18 protein-coding genes are annotated in these 21,655 nt (G+C 27.2%); 15 read left to right on the forward strand and 3 right to left on the reverse strand.

Going from position 1 to position 21,655, the window contains the following annotated elements; all coding sequences use genetic code 11:
- Window positions 1-211 precede the first annotated feature (211 nt).
- The 10 genes from alr (at window position 212) to BN1711_RS04085 (ending at window position 12,496) form a co-directional block, all read left to right on the forward strand.
- Window positions 212-1,372, forward strand: a complete 1,161-nt coding sequence (gene alr / locus BN1711_RS04040) for an alanine racemase (protein ID WP_423243704.1) — start codon at window positions 212-214, stop codon at window positions 1,370-1,372.
- A gap of 264 nt (window positions 1,373-1,636) precedes the next feature.
- A complete protein-coding gene (locus tag BN1711_RS04045; protein ID WP_050606904.1) occupies window positions 1,637-3,169 on the forward strand; it encodes a spore germination protein in 1,533 nt (510 codons plus the stop codon).
- Window positions 3,166-4,317 (forward strand): Ger(x)C family spore germination protein, encoded by a 1,152-nt coding sequence (locus BN1711_RS04050; protein ID WP_050606905.1) that lies wholly within the window; start codon window positions 3,166-3,168, stop codon window positions 4,315-4,317. Before BN1711_RS04045 ends, BN1711_RS04050 begins: the two co-directional genes overlap by 4 nt.
- Before the next feature lies 1 nt (window position 4,318).
- Window positions 4,319-5,410 (forward strand): GerAB/ArcD/ProY family transporter, encoded by a 1,092-nt coding sequence (locus BN1711_RS04055; protein WP_050606906.1) that lies wholly within the window; start codon window positions 4,319-4,321, stop codon window positions 5,408-5,410.
- 150 nt (window positions 5,411-5,560) lie between these two features.
- Window positions 5,561-5,731, forward strand: coding sequence for a zinc-ribbon domain-containing protein (locus tag BN1711_RS04060; RefSeq protein ID WP_050606907.1), 171 nt, complete (start codon window positions 5,561-5,563; stop codon window positions 5,729-5,731).
- 83 nt (window positions 5,732-5,814) lie between these two features.
- The gene (locus BN1711_RS04065; RefSeq protein ID WP_050606908.1) at window positions 5,815-7,386 is read left to right on the forward strand and encodes a DEAD/DEAH box helicase; all 1,572 of its coding nucleotides are present in this window, start codon (window positions 5,815-5,817) and stop codon (window positions 7,384-7,386) included.
- Between the two features lie 154 nt (window positions 7,387-7,540).
- Window positions 7,541-8,398 carry a pyridoxal 5'-phosphate synthase lyase subunit PdxS gene (gene pdxS / locus BN1711_RS04070; protein ID WP_050606909.1) on the forward strand — a complete coding sequence of 286 codons (858 nt, stop codon included), beginning with the start codon at window positions 7,541-7,543 and terminating at the stop codon, window positions 8,396-8,398.
- Between the two features lie 424 nt (window positions 8,399-8,822).
- Window positions 8,823-10,313, forward strand: coding sequence for a spore germination protein (locus tag BN1711_RS04075; RefSeq protein ID WP_050606910.1), 1,491 nt, complete (start codon window positions 8,823-8,825; stop codon window positions 10,311-10,313).
- Complete coding sequence (locus BN1711_RS04080) at window positions 10,300-11,397, forward strand: GerAB/ArcD/ProY family transporter (RefSeq protein WP_050606911.1); 1,098 nt, start codon at window positions 10,300-10,302, stop codon at window positions 11,395-11,397. Before BN1711_RS04075 ends, BN1711_RS04080 begins: the two co-directional genes overlap by 14 nt.
- Complete coding sequence (locus BN1711_RS04085; protein WP_050606912.1) at window positions 11,375-12,496, forward strand: Ger(x)C family spore germination protein; 1,122 nt, start codon at window positions 11,375-11,377, stop codon at window positions 12,494-12,496. Before BN1711_RS04080 ends, BN1711_RS04085 begins: the two co-directional genes overlap by 23 nt.
- 58 nt (window positions 12,497-12,554) lie before the next feature.
- Here BN1711_RS04085 and BN1711_RS04090 read toward each other — a convergent pair whose 3' ends face one another.
- From BN1711_RS04090 to hcp, 3 genes are all read right to left on the reverse strand, one after another.
- Entirely contained in the window at window positions 12,555-13,787 is a 1,233-nt protein-coding gene (locus tag BN1711_RS04090; protein ID WP_050606913.1) for an aminopeptidase, read from the reverse strand.
- Between the two features lie 120 nt (window positions 13,788-13,907).
- Window positions 13,908-14,510 (reverse strand): DUF2238 domain-containing protein, encoded by a 603-nt coding sequence (locus tag BN1711_RS04095; protein ID WP_050606914.1) that lies wholly within the window; start codon window positions 14,508-14,510, stop codon window positions 13,908-13,910.
- A 90-nt stretch (window positions 14,511-14,600) separates the two neighbouring features.
- Complete coding sequence (gene hcp, locus BN1711_RS04100) at window positions 14,601-16,310, reverse strand: hydroxylamine reductase (protein ID WP_050606915.1); 1,710 nt, start codon at window positions 16,308-16,310, stop codon at window positions 14,601-14,603.
- A 351-nt stretch (window positions 16,311-16,661) separates the two neighbouring features.
- Between hcp and BN1711_RS04105 the strand changes: the two genes are divergently transcribed.
- The 5 genes from BN1711_RS04105 to glpK all read left to right on the forward strand — a co-directional run bounded on the left by BN1711_RS04105 (window position 16,662) and on the right by glpK (window position 21,539).
- Complete coding sequence (locus BN1711_RS04105) at window positions 16,662-17,048, forward strand: GntR family transcriptional regulator (protein WP_050606916.1); 387 nt, start codon at window positions 16,662-16,664, stop codon at window positions 17,046-17,048.
- On the forward strand, window positions 17,045-17,941 hold the full coding sequence (locus BN1711_RS04110) for an ABC transporter ATP-binding protein (RefSeq protein ID WP_050606917.1): 897 nt from the start codon (window positions 17,045-17,047) through the stop codon (window positions 17,939-17,941). The genes BN1711_RS04105 and BN1711_RS04110 overlap by 4 nt, the downstream gene beginning before the upstream one ends.
- Complete coding sequence (locus BN1711_RS04115; protein WP_050606918.1) at window positions 17,925-18,980, forward strand: ABC transporter permease subunit; 1,056 nt, start codon at window positions 17,925-17,927, stop codon at window positions 18,978-18,980. Before BN1711_RS04110 ends, BN1711_RS04115 begins: the two co-directional genes overlap by 17 nt.
- 291 nt (window positions 18,981-19,271) lie before the next feature.
- Window positions 19,272-19,976, forward strand: coding sequence for an MIP/aquaporin family protein (locus tag BN1711_RS04120; RefSeq protein ID WP_050606919.1), 705 nt, complete (start codon window positions 19,272-19,274; stop codon window positions 19,974-19,976).
- A gap of 66 nt (window positions 19,977-20,042) precedes the next feature.
- A complete protein-coding gene (gene glpK, locus BN1711_RS04125) occupies window positions 20,043-21,539 on the forward strand; it encodes a glycerol kinase GlpK (RefSeq protein ID WP_050606920.1) in 1,497 nt (498 codons plus the stop codon).
- Window positions 21,540-21,655: the final 116 nt, after the last annotated feature.

A 21,655-nucleotide genomic window follows, 5' to 3' on the forward strand; every position in this document is an offset into this window, starting at 1 on the left:
AGTAGCTGTTGAATATTCAACAGCTACTTATATTTTTGAAATATAGAAAATATTATAGAGCCACTTTACTATTATATTTATGAGTGTGTGGTGCTACCATAAAATTATAAAATAATTTAATATTATTAGTATAAGGTTATATATAAGTAAGCAGAATAATTGTAATAATTTATAAAGTTTAATTTTGTTAGTATATAATAAAGGGGTGGACATTATGGAAATATTAAATCCAGTATGGGCTGAAATTAACTTAGATAATCTTAATTTTAATATAAATAAAATCAAGGAAAAGGTAAGAGGTAGCAAAATAATTGGAATAGTAAAATGTGATGCTTATGGTCATGGCGCTATAGAAGTATCTAAGTGTCTTATAAAAAATGGGGTAAATAAATTAGCAGTAGCAAATATAAATGAAGCTATAGAACTTAGAAAAAATGGTATAGATTGTTCAATTATGATTTTAGGTATAACTATAGAAGAAGCTATAGATAAATTAATTGAGTATAATATAGAAAGTGCAGTATCAACTTATGATTTTGCATATAAACTTTCTAAAAAGGCAAAAAAATTAGGTAAAATAGCTAAAATAAATATAGCATTAGATACTGGAATGGGACGAATAGGATTTAGGTATAGTAAAGAAAGCATTGAGGATATAAAGAAAATAAGTGAGCTTGAAAATATGGAAATATGTAGTATATTTTCACATTTTTCTTCAGCAGATCATAAAGATAAAGAATATTGTAAATTTCAAATAAAAAACTATAATTTATTTCAGAGAGAACTTGCAAAATATAAACTAGATGTGTGGAGTAAGTGTGTAGCAAATAGTGCAACAGTAATAGATATGCCAGAATATAAATTTGACTATGTAAGACCTGGAATAATAGAGTACGGATACTATCCTTCAAATGAAGTAAAAAAACAATTATTAGAAATAAAGCCTGTACTTACATGGAAAACAAAAATAATTCATATAAAAGCTGTAGAAGAAAATCAATGTATAGGTTATGGGAGAAAATTTAAAACTAAAAGAAAGAGTATTATAGCTACTATACCAGTAGGCTATGGAGACGGATATTCTAGGAACTTATCAGGAAAAGCAAAAGTAATAGTTAATGGGCATATAGTTCCTGTAGTTGGAACTATATGTATGGATCAATGTATGATAGATGTAACGGATGTAGAAAATGTGAATCTTCATGATGAAGTAGTGCTTTTAGGAAAGCAAGGTGATGCTAAATTTGATGCAGAAGATATGGCAGATTTAATAGATTCTATAAGCTATGAAGTTTTATGTAATATAGGTAGGAGAGTACCAAGAGTTTATATAGAAGGAGAAAAGATTATAAAGATAAAAAATTATATGTAATTTATTAAGCATAATAAAGAGTTGTGTCAAAATAAATTGTTACAAAAGTATTTTAAAATAATATTAAATGTTATACTATAAGTGATAAGTTTTAAGAGAAAATTTTATTGTAAAATAGAAGGGACTTCTCATATTGCATTTTGTGCATTATGAGAAGTCCCTTTTTACTTTTTAATAATTTAAATAGTTAACTATTTTTAGCAGTGTATAAGGGAAAAAATATATGGAGATAATAAAAATAAAATATGTAAAGGAAGTGATTTAATGGACAATAAATTAAAAAATATAGGAAATAATGATAATAAAAATAACAATTATTGTTTAGAAAAATCACTTCAACGAAATATAGAATTATTTAGAAATAATTTACTTAATAATGATGATAATGTAGTATATAGAAGCTTTAAAAATAGAAACTCCTCTTTAAAGTTTTGTTTAATATTTATAGATGGTATGGTAAACAAAAGGATTATAAATGAAAATATTATAAGTCAGTTAATGAAAAATGATTTTAAATGCAATAGTAATAGTGTTATAAACTATATAAAAGAAGAAGTAGTAATAGTTGATGATGTAAAAGATACAAAGGATATAGACTTAATTTTAAGGTCTATATTGTATGGCGATAGTGTGTTATTTATAGAAAATGTTAGTAAAGCAATTATTCTTAATACTAAAGGATGGGAAACTAGATCTATAGATGAGCCTCAATCAGAAACTATAGTAAGGGGGCCAAGGGAAGGATTTATTGAATCTTTAAATACAAATGTATCCTTAATAAGAAGAAAAATTAATTCGCCAAATTTAAAATTTCAAAATCTAAAGGATATAGGTGTAAGGACTAATACTAAGGTTTGTATAGCTTATATGGAAGGTATAGCTAATGAAAAAATATTAAATGAAGTAAAACATAGATTGAGAAATTTAGATATAGAGGGTTTTTTCTCTAGTGGTACCATACAAGATCTCATTTCTGATTATCCATATTCACCTTTTAGAACTATAGGTTATTCAGAAAGGCCAGATGTAATTGCATCTAAATTACTACAGGGAAGAATAGCTATATTATGTGATGGATCTCCTGTGGTACTCACATTACCTTTTTTATTTATTGAGTATTTCCAAGTAAATGAAGATTATTATGAAAATTTTATTTATGCATCTATGAATAGAATCTTAAGGGTAATAGCATTTATACTTACCATAAGTACTCCAGCAGTTTATGTAGCTCTTACTACATATCATAAGGAGTTAATTCCAACTAAATTAGCTTTAAGTATATATTTGGCTAAGGAAGGAGTACCTTTTAATAGTGCAATAGAATCTGTAATTATGATTATTACTTTTGAAATAATAAGAGAGGCAGGTATAAGGCTACCCAAACATATAGGTGCTACAGTAAGTATTGTTGGTGCATTAGTCTTAGGAGATGCGGCAGTTAATGCAAGGTTTGTAAGTGCACCAGTAGTAATTGTAATAGCAATTGCAGGAATATGTGAATTAATATTATATGATATGAGGTCAGGAGTGATTGTTTCCCGTTTTATATTTTTACTTTTAGCCTCGATTTTAGGATTATATGGAGTTATATTTGCAATGATGGGATTAGTTATTCATTTAATGTCAATAAAAACTTTTGGTATACCTTATATGTTAAAATTAATAGATTTAAATAAATATGATGTATTAGATACAGCTATAAGAGCACCTTGGGGATTTTTGAAATACAGAACAAGATTTATTGCCAGAAATAGAATAAGAATTAAAAATTGTGGTAAGAGAAGGAATAATAAATGAAAAAGTATTTAAAAAAAATAGCAGTGTTATGTGTGATAATGGTATTTATTATGCCTTTAAGTGGATGTTGGGATTATACAGAAATGAATGATTTTAAATATGTAGCAGGTATAGCTGTAGATAAGGATATTAATACTGACGAATACATACTGACATTAGAGGTATTAGAAGCCTCTATAAACTCTAAAAGTATAAAGTCAGAGATAGTACAAAGTAGAGGCAAAACTATACATTTTGCATTTAGAGATGCAATTAAAAATACAGGTAAGATGCTTCAATTATCCCATGCAAAAATAATTATGGTAAGTAAGTCTATTGCAATGGAAGGAATAATACCAATTGTCGATATGATTAATAGAGATGTAGAGACACGAAATAATATGTGGATATTAGTGGCCAGTACTAGTAAAGCATCAGATATATTTAGTAATAAGAAGGATGTGGACAAAATAATGTCCTATGATATATCAGATGCTATTAAAAATGCTAACAAAACAGGAGAATATACGCCTATAGAAGTATTCAAATTGATGCAAAGAATATCTAATAATGGGATATCTGCGGAGACCCCCATGGTTGGCTTAGTTAACAAAAATGGTAGCACTAATTTTCAGGTGGATGGAACAGCTGTATTTAAAGGAGAAAGAATGGTAGGAGAACTAACTCCAAATGAGACATTAATATTACAAATCTTAAAAGGCAAAGATCCCAAATTTGTAATTCCTGTATCTTTACCTAATTCAGGAACAGTAAGCTTCGAAATTATGAATCTCAAAAGAAAAATAAGGCTTAAAGAAGAAGAAGATAAAATAGTTATAGATATGTATATAGAAATGAATGTATCCATGTCTGAATTAGCTGAAACACAAACCAATTATTTAGCAAAAGGTAAAAGAAAGGAACTTACAGATCAAGTTGAACATTGTTTAAAAAACAGAAGTAATAATTTAATAGAAAAATTACAATATGAATATAAAAGTGATTTGATTGGGTTTGGGAATGAATTTAAAAAAAGAAGACCTATTAGATGGCAGGAAGTTTCAAAGTATTGGATGGGGGAGTATGAAAATTCAAAAATAAATGTATCTATAGATTTAAATATTAAATATAGTGGATTAACAAATAAAAATATAAAAGTAGGAGATTAATATGGATATAAAGAATAAGGAAGGTATATCTAATGAACAAATGCAACTTTTTATGTTTTGCTACTTTATAGGGGCTTACTTATTGTTTAACATGGGAAATGCCATAAAACAGGATGCATGGATAGCCTCAATTATAGCAGCTGTAGGTACAATACCTATTGCTTTTATGTATGGAAAAGTTATGAATTTATATCCAGGAAAGAATATTTATGATATATCTGAAATAGTATTGGGGAGGATATTGGGAAAGCTTTTAAATATAATACTTATACTTCATTCAATATTTTTAGGCTCCTATATACTAAATGATTTTACTGATTTTATTAAACTAACATCACTTTTTAACACTCCTTCTATTTTCCCTACTATATTTATTAGTATATTAAGTGTATGGATATTATTAGAAGGAATTGAGGTTCTATCAAGTTGGACACATTTTTTTATAAGAATTATAGTGATTTGTATAGGTATAACTTGGGTTTTATTAATACCTGAAATGAGACTTGCAAACTTACATCCTATATTTTATCATGGTGGCAAAAGTATATTAACGGAATCTTTTAAGTTAGTTATGTATCCTTTTAGTGAAATTTTTATATTTACTACATTTTTTGATTATGTGGATTATAATAATAAAACTAAAAATATATTTATAAAACCCTTAATTATAGGAGGAATAGTGTCTATCCTTTCTACAATTATAAATATAATGGTATTAGGGGGAGAGGCTTACTCAATTTTTTATTATTCTAGTTACGATTGTATAAAAAGATTGAGATTTCAAGGTGAGTTTCAAAGGATAGAAATAATAGTAGCAGTAGCTTTTACTATAATTCAATTTGTTGAATTGAATTTTTGTATATTGGGGGCCTTTAAAGGGATTAAAAATGTATTTAGTTTAAAAAATGATAAAAGTATTTTGATAGGGGTAGTTTGTATAGTAACTATATTTTCAAATATTATGTTTAAAAGCATTATGGAATCTATGGAATTTTCAGAAAGCATATGGCCTTACTATGGTGTAATAATTCAAGTATTTATCCCTATTTTTATACTGATATGTGGCTTAATAAAGAAAAATATAAACAATTAAAATAAAATACTTGAATTATATATATATATGTGTTAACATTTATAAGGTAGTTTAATAAATATAAAAATTTACATTCTTCTTTTTTAAGAGATGTTAAATGAAAATTTGTGTTTATTAAATTAATTCTTAAAAAAGAGGAGATGTATTTAAATGGCAGATAAAAATTTAGTATGTTCAGATTGCGGAAACGAATTCGTATTCACAGAGGGAGAACAAGAATTCTACAAAGAAAAAGGTTTTGAAAATGAACCAAAGAGATGCCCAGAATGTAGAAAAGCTAGAAAACAATCTAGAAATAACAACAGATCTTTCGGAAGATAATTAAAGAGTAAATTAAATGGCTGTTGATACATATCAACAGCCATTTTTGATTAAGCTAATAATAAAAAAGAAAGGATTTTTCTATGGAGAATATAAAATTTAAAGATTTAAAATTAAGCGAAGAAGTATTAAAAGCTATAGAATATATGAAATTTGAAAAACCGTCGGAGGTACAAGAACAATCAATACCTTTAGTGTTAGAGGGGTATGATATAATTGCACAAGCACAAACAGGGACAGGAAAAACAGTTGCATTTGGAGCACCTATAATAAGTGAATTATCACATGATAAAGATAGAGGCATAAAATCACTTATATTAACACCTACTAGAGAATTAGCGCTTCAAATAACTTCAGAATTAAAAAGATTATCAAAATATACTGATTTAAAAATATTAACTGTATATGGTGGTTCATCTATAGATAAGCAAATAAAAGATCTTAAAAGAGGAGTAGATATAGTAGTAGGAACTCCTGGTAGAGTATTAGATCATATAAGAAGAAAAACAGTAAATTTTACAAAAATTAAATACTTAGTTATAGATGAAGCTGATGAAATGCTTAATATGGGATTTATAGAGGATATAAACACTATATTAGAACAAACTAATGAAGAAAAACAAACTATGTTATTCTCAGCTACTATGCCTGAGGCTATAAAAAAATTGGCTCTTAAGAATATGAAGAAGGATACTAAATATGTTTCGATAATAAAAAAATCTTTGACAGTAGATAAAATACAGCAATACTATGTTCAGGTTAAGAACAGAGATAAATTAGAAACTTTATTTAGAATACTAGATGTAGAAGAACCTAAAAGTTCAATTATATTTTGCAGAACTAAAAAGGGTGTAGATGAGTTAGTAGAAGCTATGCAATTAAATGGATACAATGTAGAAGGAATGCATGGGGACATGAGACAAAATCAAAGAATAAATACCCTTAAGAAATTTAAAAATGCATCTTTAAATTTCTTGGTAGCAACAGATGTAGCTGCAAGAGGCATTGATGTTCAGGACATAACCCATGTTATAAATTATGATATAACTCAAGATGTAGAATCTTATGTTCATAGAATAGGAAGAACTGGAAGAGCAAACAAAAAAGGAATAGCATATTCTTTAATAAATTCTAGAGAAAGATCTATGATAAGAGATATAGAAAGAGTTACCAAGAGTAAAATACGCGTAAAAGATGTACCAACAGTGGGAGATATTTTAGAAAAAAAATCTGATAATTTACTAAGTAATCTTGAAGAAATATTAAAAGGTAATGAATATAAAGAGTTTATTCCTATAGTAAATAATTTAGGTGATAGATTTGATTTAATAGATATTTCTTCGGCATTAATGAGTATGATTTTAAGTAAAGAAATAAGCTCACAATATACAAAGAACTCAATAAAGTCAGATAATACATTAAGATTATTTCTAAATTTAGGAAGAAAAGATAATATAAACCCTAAAGTATTGTTAAATTTCATAAAAGAAAATTCTAGTACAGATGTTTCTGAAATTGGAGATATAGACATATTAGAAAAATTCTCATTTATGGATGTATCACCAGAAGCAGCAGAAAACATGATAAAAGATATATCAGGAAAAAGATTTAATAAAAGAAGAATAAATATAGAAGTCGCTAAAAATAGAAAATAAAATCATCTATTTTTAATTTGGAGCTAAGAGGTAATTTTAATTACTTTTTAGCTTTAATTATTTATAAAATAAATGTACCCATACAATTGTAGCTGTTATGTTTTTATGAAATAATAATGGTGATTAAGAAATCAAATGTATAGGGGGCGTTTTTATGTTTAACAAAAAATTATCAGAAACTCTTAAAGGTGGAGTAATAATGGATGTTACTAATAAAGAAGAGGCAAAAATTGCAGAGGCGGCAGGAGCTGTAGCAGTTATGGCACTGGAAAGAGTTCCATCTGATATTAGAAAAGAAGGTGGGGTAGCCAGAATGTCTGATCCCAAAATTATAAGGGAGATAAAGGGCGCGGTTACTATACCAGTAATGGCTAAAGTTAGAATAGGTCATTTTGTAGAAGCTCAAATACTACAAGAATTAGATATAGATTATATAGATGAAAGTGAAGTATTGACACCTGCGGACAAATCTTTTCACATAAACAAAAAAGATTTTAAAATTCCCTTTGTTTGTGGTGCCAGAAATTTAGGAGAAGCTTTAAGAAGAATTGGAGAAGGGGCTTGTATGATAAGAACAAAAGGGGAAGCAGGTACTGGAAATGTAATAGAAGCTGTAACACATATGAGAACTGTAAGCTCTGAAATAAGAAAGTTACAACTTATGCCTAAAGAGGAACTTATGACTGCAGCAAAAGAAATGGGATCTCCTTTTGATTTAGTAGGGTATGTAGCCGAAAATGGAAAGCTTCCAGTAGTAAACTTTGCAGCAGGAGGTATTGCTACACCAGCAGATGCGGCTTTAATGATGCAACTAGGTTGTGATGGCATATTTGTGGGTTCTGGGATATTTAAATCAGATAATCCTGAAAAAAGAGCTAAAGCTATAGTAAAAGCTACAGCTAATTTTAATAATCCTAAAATACTAGCTGAGGTTTCAGAAGATCTAGGAGGGGCTATGTCTGGACTTGAAATTAGTGAATTAAAAACAGAATTTGCTGAAAGAGGTTGGTAATAACTTATAAATATTTTTACTTAATTTAAAGATTAATATATATTGAACTAATATTATATGTTTTAAAAGTCTTTAGCTGATTTTAAAACTTCTAACTTATATTTTTAGGAAATACAAGCTAGAAGTTTTAAAGTTTTTTGAATAACTCTATATTTTTTGATGTTAGTTTTTTATTTACTCTAATTGCTAGTAGGGATGTTATTATGAAACTTATTAAATCTGTTAGAGCTTCTATATCATTATTCTATTATTGATTTCATTTTCTTTGTTTTATAATGATACATTTATAAATAATGTTAATTGCTCTATTGAATAAAAATTTATATTAAATATTTATATTTATTTTATCAATAAGATTAAATTATAATTAAAATTTTTTTATTGGGTAATAATAGTATTATAATAAATTAATTGTGGTGATAATGTGAAAAATATATTAGATGAAAATTCAAAGTTCATATTGGATGAAGTAGAAAAGAATGGTGAAGCTACAATAAAAAAAATCAGTATTGGTGTAAAAAATCCAATAACAATTGCACTTATGTTTAATAAAGATTTAGCACATAATCCTAAAATTAGTGATTATATATTGAAACCCTTATTATTATATACACAGGAAAATTTAAGTTCCGTAGGAGAAATTGCTGAGTATTTAATGGAAAATTATATTTTTTATACTGGTATATACGTAGAAAAAGATATTAATAAGGTTTCTTATGCTATAAATCAAGGTTATACTGCTATTATATTTCCAAATACCACGGAGGTTATAATTGTAGATACCAAGCGTGAAGATTTTAGAGCAATAACAGAATCACAAATTGAAACTTCTCTAAGAGGGCCTAAGGAGGCCTTTAATGAAGATATTAGGGCTAATTTAAGTATATTAAGAAGAAGAATAAAGGATAGTAGTTTAGTTATTGAAAAATTCGTTATAGGGAGAAGATCTCAAACTGATGTAGCATTAATCTATATAAGAGATATTGTAGATGATGATTTAGCTAAAGATATAAAAAATAGACTTTTAGCTATAGATGTAGACCATGTTAAATCGTTAGGAACCTTAGAACAGTATATAGAAAATAATACGTATACTGTATTTCCTCAAACCTTTATAACAGAAAAGCCAGATATAATTCAAGCTGATTTAATGGAAGGAAGAATGGCTGTTATAATGGATGGAGCCCCTCATGGTATGGTTCTTCCTGCCATATTCATAGAATTTTTTCAGACTCCAGAAGGATATAATGAAAGATTTTTAGTTTCTAGTTTTACTAGGCTTTTAAGAATATTGGCTGCAATTATTGTTTTAACTATTACACCTATTTATTTAAGTTTAATAAAATTTAATGTAGAACTTTTACCGGATAAATTTATAGGACCTATTATTCAATCAAGAATAGGCATAGCTTTAAGCCCTATAATGGAAATAGTATCTATGGAGTTAATAGTAGAATTTTTAAGAGAGGGTGGAATTAGACTTCCTTCTAAAATAGCACAGACTCTGAGTGTTATAGGAGGTATTATTATAGGTGATGCAGCTATAAAATCCCATTTAGTAAGCTCTACTACTTTGCTTATAGTAGGAATTTCAACAGTTGCTACATTTCTTATTCCAAATTATGAGATGTCTTTAGCCGTTAGGATACTTAAGTTTCCTATTTTATTTTTAACCAATGCATTAGGCATAGTAGGATTAGCTATAAGTTGGTTTTTTATATTAGTTGAATTATCATCTTTAGATAGTTTTGGAGTACCTTACTTAAATTTGAGAGAATCTGATATGAAAGATACCTTTATAAGAAAACCATTATGGCAAATGAACAAAAGACCAGAAGCTATACCTAACAAAAATCCAAAGCGCCAGACAAATTTTAGATGGAAATTCAGGAGTGAATATAATGGAAAAAAGTAATTTGCTGACTCCAAGTGAAGTTACATATATTATTGTAGGTTCTATATTAGGGTTAAATGTATTAAGTTTGCCCGCTTCTGTAACTAAGATAGCTAATAATGATGGGTGGATTGGAGTAATATTAGGAAGTATTTATCCGTTATATATAATTTTTTGTTCATTTTTTATTTTTAAAAATAAAAAAAATATTAATATAATTCAAGTAGGACAAAAATATTTAGGGAAAACTATAGGAAATATTTTAGGAATTATATTTTCTATACAATTTTTATTAAATAGCATACTTATTACAGCTAGATTAGGTGATATGTTAAGAACTTATGTAATAGTATTTTTAAAACAAAATAAACTAGTATTCCCAATAATATTAGTAACTATATATGCAGCTTCGAAGGGAATAAAAGCTCTTGGTGAAATAAATCAAATTATATTTTTTATTTCTCTACCCTTAATTTTTATATTAGCTTTCTCAATAAAGGATGGAAATATTTTAAACATCAAACCAATGTTTAGTAGTGGTTTTATGAATATATTAAAGTGTGGTTTAAAGGCAGCAGATTCTTTTTCTGGAATGGAGGTTATATTATTAATAGTACCTTTAATGAATGATAAAAATACTATAAAGAAGTGTTTTTTAAAAGGCACATTAATAATAATTGCTATTTATTTATGGTTTACTTTTATGTGTATTTATTATTTAGGACCAGATGTATGTTCGAAACTTAGATGGCCAGTGTTATCCGTTATCGAAAATATTCATTTACATGGATTACTTAATTTTAAATATATATTTATGTTTTTATGGATTAATATTATATTTAAGGCTATATCTAATCATGCTTTTTTTTTAAATTATTCTTTAAGTTCTGTATTTGAAAAATTAAATTCTAAATTAGTTTTTATAGTAACTTTTATTATAATGAATATCGTAGTTAATCTTTCATCGGATACTCCTATAGTTAAAAAATTTATAAACAAATTAAGTATTATATATGTAATATTTAATATCATTTATATAACTATTATATTTTGTGTAGTATTATTAAAAAAGGAAGATAAAAATGAAAAAATTAACACAATATAGAATTACAATTATTTTATTAGTGATAGCTTTTATAAATTTATATTATTATGGGGGAGATGTAAGATTTATAGAAGAATTAGATATTCCTTCAGGTATAGGCTATGATATAGAGAATCACTTAGATGGAATAAATTACTATGCTATACCTATAGATAGTTATATTTATACACCTACAGGCGTTGTTAAAGATGTTATACATGTAGGGAAAGGAGAAACTTTACTAAAAACACGTCAATATAGGCAAAGATCATCCAATAGAAAGTTTTTGTTAGGCAACGAGAAGGTTTATTTAATAAGTGAAAAAATGGCTAATAGGGGGATTGATGATTTATCTAATTTATTATATTTTATTCCTAATGTAAATCCTTCTGCAGTATTTCTAGTTTGTTCAGGAAAACCAGAAGAGATTTTAAAATATAAGATAAATGGATATCCAACTTCTTCTGATTATATTTACGAGATAGTTAAAAATCTAGTACAATATAATTTTTTCCCTAAAGAAAAATATGATATTAAAAATATTTATATGGATTTAAATTCGGAAGGTAAAAATTTAGTTTTGCCCTATATAGAAATAAAAGAAGATGGATTAGAAATAACAGGTATGGGTATTTTTAAGGGAGATAAAATGGTAACAAAAATAAATTCCGAAGAGCTACAGACAATGAACTTGTTAAGGGAAAATAAAACAAAGGGAATAATTAGTATAATTGATGATCCAGATAATTATGCAGAAGTAGATTGTTATGTAAAAAGAAAAGCTAAATGTTATAGAGAGAATGGTAGGTATAAATTTATTATTAATCTTAAAATAGATGGAGACGTAATTAACTATAAATCTAATAAATACAGACTAAGTAGTGAAAAAGCAGATAAAGAGTTAAAAGATAATTTAGAAAAAAATTTACATATATCTACTGAGGAGTTTATTTCCAAAATGCAAAAACAATATAAAGTAGATGTTTTAGGATTAGGAAATTTAGCCGCTTCAAAATATGGTAGACATTCAAAAACAAATTGGAATAAAGTTATAATGGATTCAGAAATTAAAGTTAATACAGATATTAAAATAATTCGTAAAGAAAGATTAGAAAAATAAAATAAAACTAAAAAAGAAACTGTATAAATTAATTTATACAGCTTTTTTTACCTAAATTCTAAAAAGCCCAATTTCCATTTTTAAATATATCAATTTTTTCTCCAGAGTTAGTTTCACCTATTATGTTAAGGTCAAGTGAACCTATCATAAAATCCACATGAGTTAAGGAATTATTGGCTCCTGCTTTTTCAAGTTCTTCTTCAGTCATATTATCTCCATTTTTTAAACAAATAGGATAGGCTTCACCAAGAGCTAAGTGGCAAGAGGCATTTTCATCAAATAAGGTATTGTAAAATATTATGTCTGAATTTGAAATTGGAGAATCATATGGAACCAAAGCAACTTCTCCAAGATAATGAGAACCTTCATCAGTATCTATTAATTTTTTTAAAGTTTCATAACCCTCTTTAGCAGAATAATCTATTATTTTACCTTCTTTAAAAGTTAATGTAAAGTTATTAATTAAATTTCCACTATAATTAAGAGGTTTAGTACTTTTAACTACTCCATTCACACCTGTTTTTAAAGGAAGAGTAAAAACTTCTTCTGTAGGCATATTAGCAACAAAGTAGATATGTTTTGAACTATATTCTCCACCACCACACCAAATATGATCTTCTGGTAATTCTATTGTTAAATCTGTATCCTTAGATTTATAATAAAGTTTTTTAAAGTTTTTTTCATTTAGAAAGTTTACTTTTTTAGTTAAGTTTTCTAGATGATTTTCCCAAGCTTTAATAGGGTTTTCTTTATCTATTCTTACGATTTTAAAAATATTTCCCCAAAGTTTTTCTAAGGCTATATCAGGGTTATCATTAGGAAATACTTTTTTAGCCCAAGCTTTTGTAGGAATGGATATTACAGACCATGTTACAGTACTATTCATTATATAATTTGAATATTTTTTTAAAGCTGTAGATTTAGTTTTGTTAGATATAGCAATTCTTTTAGGATCTACATTTTTAAAAAGTTCAGGGTTTGAAGCAGATATAGAAAGAAAGGCTGCTCCCTCCTCAGCTAAAGTTTCAAGTCCAGTAGCTTCCCAACTAGGAAATTCATGAAAAGCTTTTTCTGGGGCATTCATATATTTTATAAGAGCTAATTCTTCATCATGCCATCTTACATGTACATTTTTTGCTCCGTTTTCATAAGCTTTTTTAGCTACAATTCTTGTAAAATAGTTACATTCAATAGGGGAATTAATTACAAGAGTTTGATTTTCTTGAATATTTATTCCCACTTTTACAATAAGATTGGCATACTTTTCCAAAAGTATTTCAAAATTGTCCATTAATAACACCATCCTCTATATATTGTTAATATTAGTTTATATCAGTTTTAGAATTTAAACAAATTAAAAACTACTTATATAAATTAAAATATTTTAATTTATATAAGTAGTTTATAAAATTTAGGACTTGAAAGTTTTTTTACCATAAGTAAAATAATAATAAATACAACTAATTATAGATCCTATAAGATCCGCAATAAGATCTACCATAGTATCTGTGACACCAGTAAATTTTGCACCTTGCATGTCTAAATTAAATAGAGTATCTGCTGTAAATTCATATATTTCCCATAATACTCCACATAAAGCAGTAAAAGATAATATAAATATTATTATAAATACTTTATCAAATTTTTCAAGGCGGGAATTACTGTCTCTCTTTTTTAATAATACTATTGCAAAGAGACCTATAATTATACCTGATATGGTATGAAGCATTGTGTCCCACCAAGAAAATCTATAAAAGTTATGCAAGGTACCCAAATATAAAGATATAAATATAAAAAATAATATACTAAAAGATAAACTTTTATCTTCTTCTATTTTTATAATTTTAAATATTAAACTAGGAATAAAGGTTAATACAAAACCAGCAATAGCTACAAGTATATTATAGTAGTTCTTATCTGATATATTGTGTACTAAATTTAACAGTATTAACATTCGTAATATTAAATTAAAAATACTATATATATTATCTATATTAAATTTCTTTTCATACATAGTATCACCCTATCTTTCTAAAAGATGAATTTTAATATAGTAATATTATTATATGCTTTAAAATAAATATTACAAATAAATTTTAAATATTTATTCCATAAACATTTTTATATCATCATCTACGTTAGAAATACCTCCTATGCCAAAATTATCTACTAATATTTTAGCTACATTCGCTGATAAAAAAGCTGGTAATGTTGGACCTAGATGTATATTTTTAACGCCAAGGTGAAGTAATGCAAGTAATACTATAACAGCTTTTTGTTCATACCAAGATATATTATAAGATATTGGTAATTCATTTATATCAGAAAGTTCAAATACTTCTTTTAATTTAAGAGCTATAACTGCTAAAGAATAAGAATCATTACATTGACCTGCATCTAAGACTCTTGGTATTCCATTAATGTCTCCTAAATTAAGTTTATTATATTTATATTTAGCACAACCAGCTGTTAATATAACTGTATCTTTTGGAAGTGATTTTGCAAAATCTGTATAATAATTTCTACTTTTCATTCTTCCATCACATCCAGCCATAACAAAGAATCTTTTTATATCTCCACTTTTTACTGCATCTACAATTTTATCTGCTAAAGATAATACTTGATTGTGAGCAAATCCTCCAATTATTTCACCTTTTTCGATTTCTGTAGGTGGAGTACAATTTTTTGCATGTTCTATAATAGCTGTAAAATCTTTTTTACCATTACTATCTTTATTTATATGTTTAACACCCTCAAAACCAGTTACCCCTGTAGTATAAATTCTATCTTTATAAGAATTTTTAGGTGGAACTATACAATTAGTAGTCATAAGTATTGGTCCATTAAAGGATTCAAATTCTTCATTTTGCTTCCACCAAGCATTACCATAGTTTCCTACAAAGTGTTTATATTTTTTGAATGCAGGATAATAATTAGCAGGAAGCATTTCACTATGAGTATATATATCTACTCCAGTTCCTTCAGTTTGTTTTAAAAGTTCTTCCATATCTTTTAAATCGTGTCCACTTATTAATATACCAGGATTGTTTCTAACGCCTATATTAACTTTTGTTATTTCTGGATTTCCATAAGTTGAAGTATTAGCTTTATCAAGTAGTGCCATAACATCAACACCATATTTTCCACATTCTAAAACTAAAGCTATTAATTGATCCTGAGAAAGAGAGTCATCTAATGTAGCAACTAAGGCTTTTTGCATAAAGTTATGAATATTATCATCATCATAACCTAAGTTATTTGCATGTTCTAAATAAGCAGCCATTCCTTTTAATCCATAAGTTAAAAGTTCCCTTAAAGATCTTATATCTTCATTTTCAGTAGCTAATACACCTACAGTTTCAGCTTTTTCTTCAAAATCTTTAGGGTTCTTTGCAGCCCAAATTGCAGCGTCATGAATTTCTTCTTCTTTGTTACTTTTTATGCCTAGTAAGTTTAAGAATTTTCTACTCCAACTTTTATTTTCATTTGATTCTACAGAGCCACCTTTTTTTACAATAGCTTCTTTTAATTCTCCCCTTATTTTTAGACCCTGTTGGACTCTTTTATTTAAGTCTATTTTATCAAAATTTGCATTAGTTATAGTGGAAAACAAACTTTCTACTATAAATTTATCAGCCTCTTTATTTAAAATATTCATTTCTTTAGCTTTAATATTGTAAATAGAGATTCCTTTTACTATATATATAAGTAGATCTTGAGTTTTGGCTATATCCTCTGTTTTACCACAAACTCCCTTTACAGTACAGCCACGTCCTCCTGCAGCTTCTTGACATTGATAACAAAACATGCTCATATTTTATTCCTCCATATATTAAAAATTTAGTTTTTAAAATTCATTTATTAACTTTAAATAAATTGTATAGGAAAAGGAATTTTAATTCTGTAACTTAGGTTACAAAAAATAAAAAAGTTAAAATACTGTTGACAAATACATGTAAAAAAGGTATATTATAAGTGTACTACTCGGCATAGTACACTTAATACACAATATACACCTGTTTTTTTATATTATGTATTAAAAATAAATTACACAAAACAAAATTGCAATAATAAGTGCTTTTTAAGATAAAAAATATAATATTTTATATTTAATTCAATATAGTAAAATTTCTAGGTGTGAACCAATAATTAAGGAGGTGACTTCATGATAAAAATAGACAGTAGGAGTAGTAAGCCCATATATGAACAAATAATAGATGGGATAAAAGAAAATATAGTAAGAGGAATATTGGAGCCAGGGGATAAACTTCCTTCCGTAAGAGAGCTTGCTATAATGATAACTACAAATCCTAATACGGTAAGTAAAGCTTATAAAGAGCTTGAGAGAGAGAAAATTATCGAAGTTCTGAGGGGAAAGGGTACTTATATTTCAGATTTTAAGCCAAAGGTGGATGAGGAAAAAATGAATTTTATAAAAAAAGAGTTAAAACAGCTTTTAATAGAGGCTCAGTATTTAGGCATAAACAAAGAAGAATTTATAAAAATGTTAAATAATATATATGAGGATTTAGATGGGGAGGTGACAAGATGATAGAAGTTAAGGATGTATATAAAACTTTAGGAGAAAAAAATATACTAACAAATATAAATATAGAAGTTAAAAAAGGAACTATATTTGGACTTATAGGAGAAAATGGTGCAGGAAAAACTACATTAATAAAATGTTTAACAGGTATATACAAACAAGATAAGGGATGTATAAAAGTACAAGGAGAAGAGGTCTTTGAAAATCCTAAAATAAAAGAAAAAATAGGATATATAGCTGCAGAGGGCCAGTATTATAACTCTTTTAAAATAAAAGAACTTATAAAATTTTATTCTATGACTTACAAATCTTTTTCCTATACTAGATTTAAAGAGTTAAATAAAATATTTAAAATATCAGAAAATAAAAGAATAAGGGAGCTTTCTAAGGGTATGAAGATGAGAGTTTCATTAATGTTGAATTTAAGTATATATCCTGAAATATTAATTTTAGATGAGCCCACATCAGGATTAGATCCCATTATAAAAAGAAAAGTTATAAATCTATTAGTAGATGAGGTTTCAAAAAGAGGAACAACTATATTTATATCTAGTCACCATCTTGAGGATTTAGAGAGAATATGTGATTCTATAGCTATTATGGAAAAAGGTGAAATAAAGTATATAAATAATATAGAAAATATGAAAAATAGTATAAAAAAACTTCAAGTTTTATTTAAAGATAAATCTATAATAAATGAAATTAAAAAGTATAAAGAAGTAATGACCATAGAAAATATAGGTAGGATAAATTATATAATAACTAAAAATTATACAAAAGAACTTAAAGAAAAATTAATGGGAAATGGAGCAGAATTTATAGAAGAAATAGATTTAAGTTTAGAGGATATGTTTATTTACTCTACGGAAGGAGGAGAAGAATATGAAGATATTATGTAAAGATCCTCTGTTTTACAAGGAATGGAAAGTTGGAAAATGGATGGCGATACTTATGACTTGCTCTTTATTTTTTTGCAAGACTAGGTATTTAATTAGTTCATTAAATAGGGATAAATATCTATTAAAAACTGATCCTGAGTTTATATTTAATAAATATTGGTTTAATGTACAATTAATGCGCTCTTATGGTTCATGTGCTATGTTGATGTTAGTTTTAGTATTATTATTTTCAATACTTCTTTTTAAAGGTGAAAAACAAGATTCTACTTATAGCTTAATGGCGTCTATGCCTTTTAAAAGAAAAGATATAATAGTTACTAAATTTAAAGTAGGAGTTTTAAGTATTTTTATACCATATTTTATAAACTTTATAATAACCACAATATTTTATTTTTCAAATACTCAGTATATATTTACTACGTATTATGATGTACCTGCATGGTTCTTAATAAATTTTTTATTTACTATATTTTTCTTTAGTTTTATAGTGCTTATTCATACTATGATAGGCCAATATTTTGTAGCTACTATAACGGCACCTATAATACTCATAGTTCCTTATGGATTAGCATGTTATCTATTAGATGTAATAAGAATGCAATTAAATATATCATTTAATAATCCTAATTATGTAAAAATAAATAATATAATAAACCATATGAATGTTTATAGTGTTCCTGGATCAGATTATACATGGTTAGGTGGAAATAGATCTATATTTGTATATTCAAATTACGGTAAAAAAGTAATAATTTTGGTTGCATTAATAACAGCAGTTTTTATTTTAGCTGTTACTATATATAATAAAGTTAAGTTAGAAAATATAAATAGTATATTAATATTTAAATCTTTAGAACCTATATTTAAATGGGGAGTAGCTATTTGTTTTGGAGTGCTAATATCTACCATTAATTCAAATGCAGTACAATATGAACAAAGTACCAAGTCTAGTTTACTTATAATTTATATTTTATTGTTTATAGGTACATTAATAGGATATTTTATAACTAATAAAATACTAAAAGTATATAATAAATAGTAGTTGTGTGTGTTTGCTTAGTTAATAAGATTTAAAGGTTAATATTTGCTTACAAATATAATTTAATTATATTTATAAGCAAATATTTTTATTTTTTGTAAATAAGAAAGTAAACTTGTTGAAAAACAAAAAAAATTATGATAACATATAAGACGTAAAAACATAATATAAAAAGGCGGAGAGAAGAGAGCCAATTAGATTTATATAGTCTATAAGTGGCTCTATTTTTATCTCTTTTTTACAAACGTTTACATAACGAGAGAAGAAATATCTAAAATAAGGAGGATAAAAATGTCTACTTTAATGGCTGAATTTTTAGGAACCATGATTTTAATATGGCTAGGAGATGGAGTCGTAGCTAGTGTAGCTCTTAATAAAAGTAAGGGTAAAGATGGTGGATGGATAGTGGTAACTCTGGCTTGGGGATTAGCAGTGGCTATACCTGTTTATATTTTTGGAGGTGTAAGTGGGGCTCATTTAAATCCAGCAGTTACATTAGGTAATGCAGTAATAGGAAATTTTTCTTGGTCTCAAGTTCCAGGTTATATAATAGCTCAAATGATTGGAGGTTTTTTAGGAGCAACTCTAGTTTGGCTTACATATCTTCCACATTGGGGTGCAACAGAAGATAAATCTACAAAGCTTGGAGTATTTTGTACAGCTCCAGCTATAAGGGATACTAAAGCAAATTTTTTAACTGAGTTTTTAGTAACAGCTTTATTGGTATTTGGATTAATGGGGTTAGGACAAGCTAAAATGGCAGATGGGTTTGGAGCATTAACTGCAGGACTACTTATAGTAGTTATAGGACTTGCCTTAGGAGGACCTACAGGTTATGCAATTAATCCAGCTAGAGACTTAGCTCCAAGAATAGCTCATAGTATATTACCCATAAAGGGAAAAGGAGATTCAGATTGGGGCTATGCTTGGATACCAGTTATAGCACCAATTTTAGGAGGAATTGGTGGAGCTATATTATTCAAATTAGTGTTTTAACTATCTATTTATTATTAATTAGTTTATTATAAAATTGAGGAATTTTAAGAAAAGGTGGAGTTTATAATGGAAAAAGAAAAATATATAATGGCTTTAGATCAAGGAACTACAAGTTCAAGATGTATTATATTTAATAAAAAAGGGGAAGTTGTAAGTGTCGCTCAGAAAGAGTTTAAACAAATATATCCAAAAGCTGGTTGGGTAGAACATGATCCACTAGAAATATGGGGAAAACAAGCTGGAGTTGCAGGGGAAGCTTTAAATATTGCCAGAATTTCACCAGAGCAAATTGCAGGTATAGGTATTACAAATCAAAGGGAAACTACTGTGGTTTGGAATAAAAATACAGGGATGCCTGTGTATAATGCTATAGTATGGCAATGTAGAAGAACTTCAGCTATGTGCGATGAAATAAGAAGTAATGGGTTAGATGAAATCATAAGAAAAAAAACAGGATTAGTTTTAGATGCTTATTTTTCAGCTACAAAAATAAAATGGATACTAGATAATGTACAAGGTGCAAGAAAACTTGCAGAAAAGGGAGATTTACTATTTGGTACAATAGACACATGGCTTATATGGAACTTAACTAAAGGGAAGGTTCATGTAACGGATTACACAAATGCTTCTAGAACTATGTTATTTAACATACATGAATTAAAGTGGGATGAAGAGCTTTTAAAACTATTTGACATTCCGAAATCTATGTTACCAGAAGTAAAGCCATCAAGTGAGGTATATGGTGAAACCGATGATATATTATTTGGTACTTCTATTCCTATTTCAGGAAATGCAGGAGATCAGCAAGCGGCTTTATTTGGACAAACCTGTTTTAAACCAGGTATGGCGAAAAATACTTATGGTACTGGTTGTTTCTTACTAATGAATACAGGAGAAAAAGCGGTAGATTCTAAAAATGGTTTATTAACTACTATAGCAGTAGGGATAGATGGAAAAGTTGAATATGCCTTAGAGGGGAGTGTATTTATAGGAGGAGCAGTTATTCAATGGTTAAGAGATGAACTTAGAATGATAAAAAGTGCACCAGAATCTGAAAAATATGCAATGGCAGTAGAAGATGCAAATGGTGTATATTTAGTACCAGCTTTTGTTGGCATTGGAGCACCTTATTGGGATTCTTATGCAAGAGGAACTATAGTAGGACTTACAAGAGGAGCTAAAAAAGAACATATTATAAGAGCTGCATTAGAATCTATGGCATATCAAACTTATGATGTATTAAAAGCTATGGAAGAAGATTCAGAAATAGAATTAAAAGCATTAAAAGTAGATGGTGGTGCTTGTCAAAATAATTTCTTAATGCAGTTCCAATCAGATATATTAAATGTTGAAGTAGATAGACCAAAAGTAGTAGAAACTACAGCTTTGGGAGCAGCATACTTAGCAGGACTTGCAGTAGGATACTGGAAGGATAGAGAAGAATTAAAGCAAAATTGGGCAATTTCACAAAGCTTTTCACCAGAAATGGAAGAAGAAAAGAGAAATGTACAAATTAAAGGATGGCATAAAGCTATATCAAAAGCTAAAAGTTGGGAAGAATAAAATCAATTAAGGGTAGTTCTGATAAAGAGCTGCCCTTAAATTTATGTATATTTTTAATAATTATCCATAAAATTAACCATGATTGCTTTAAAATTTTACAAAGGATATAATTATAT

This window comes from Clostridium niameyense, from assembly GCF_001243045.1.
GTDB lineage: Bacteria > Bacillota > Clostridia > Clostridiales > Clostridiaceae > Clostridium_F > Clostridium_F niameyense.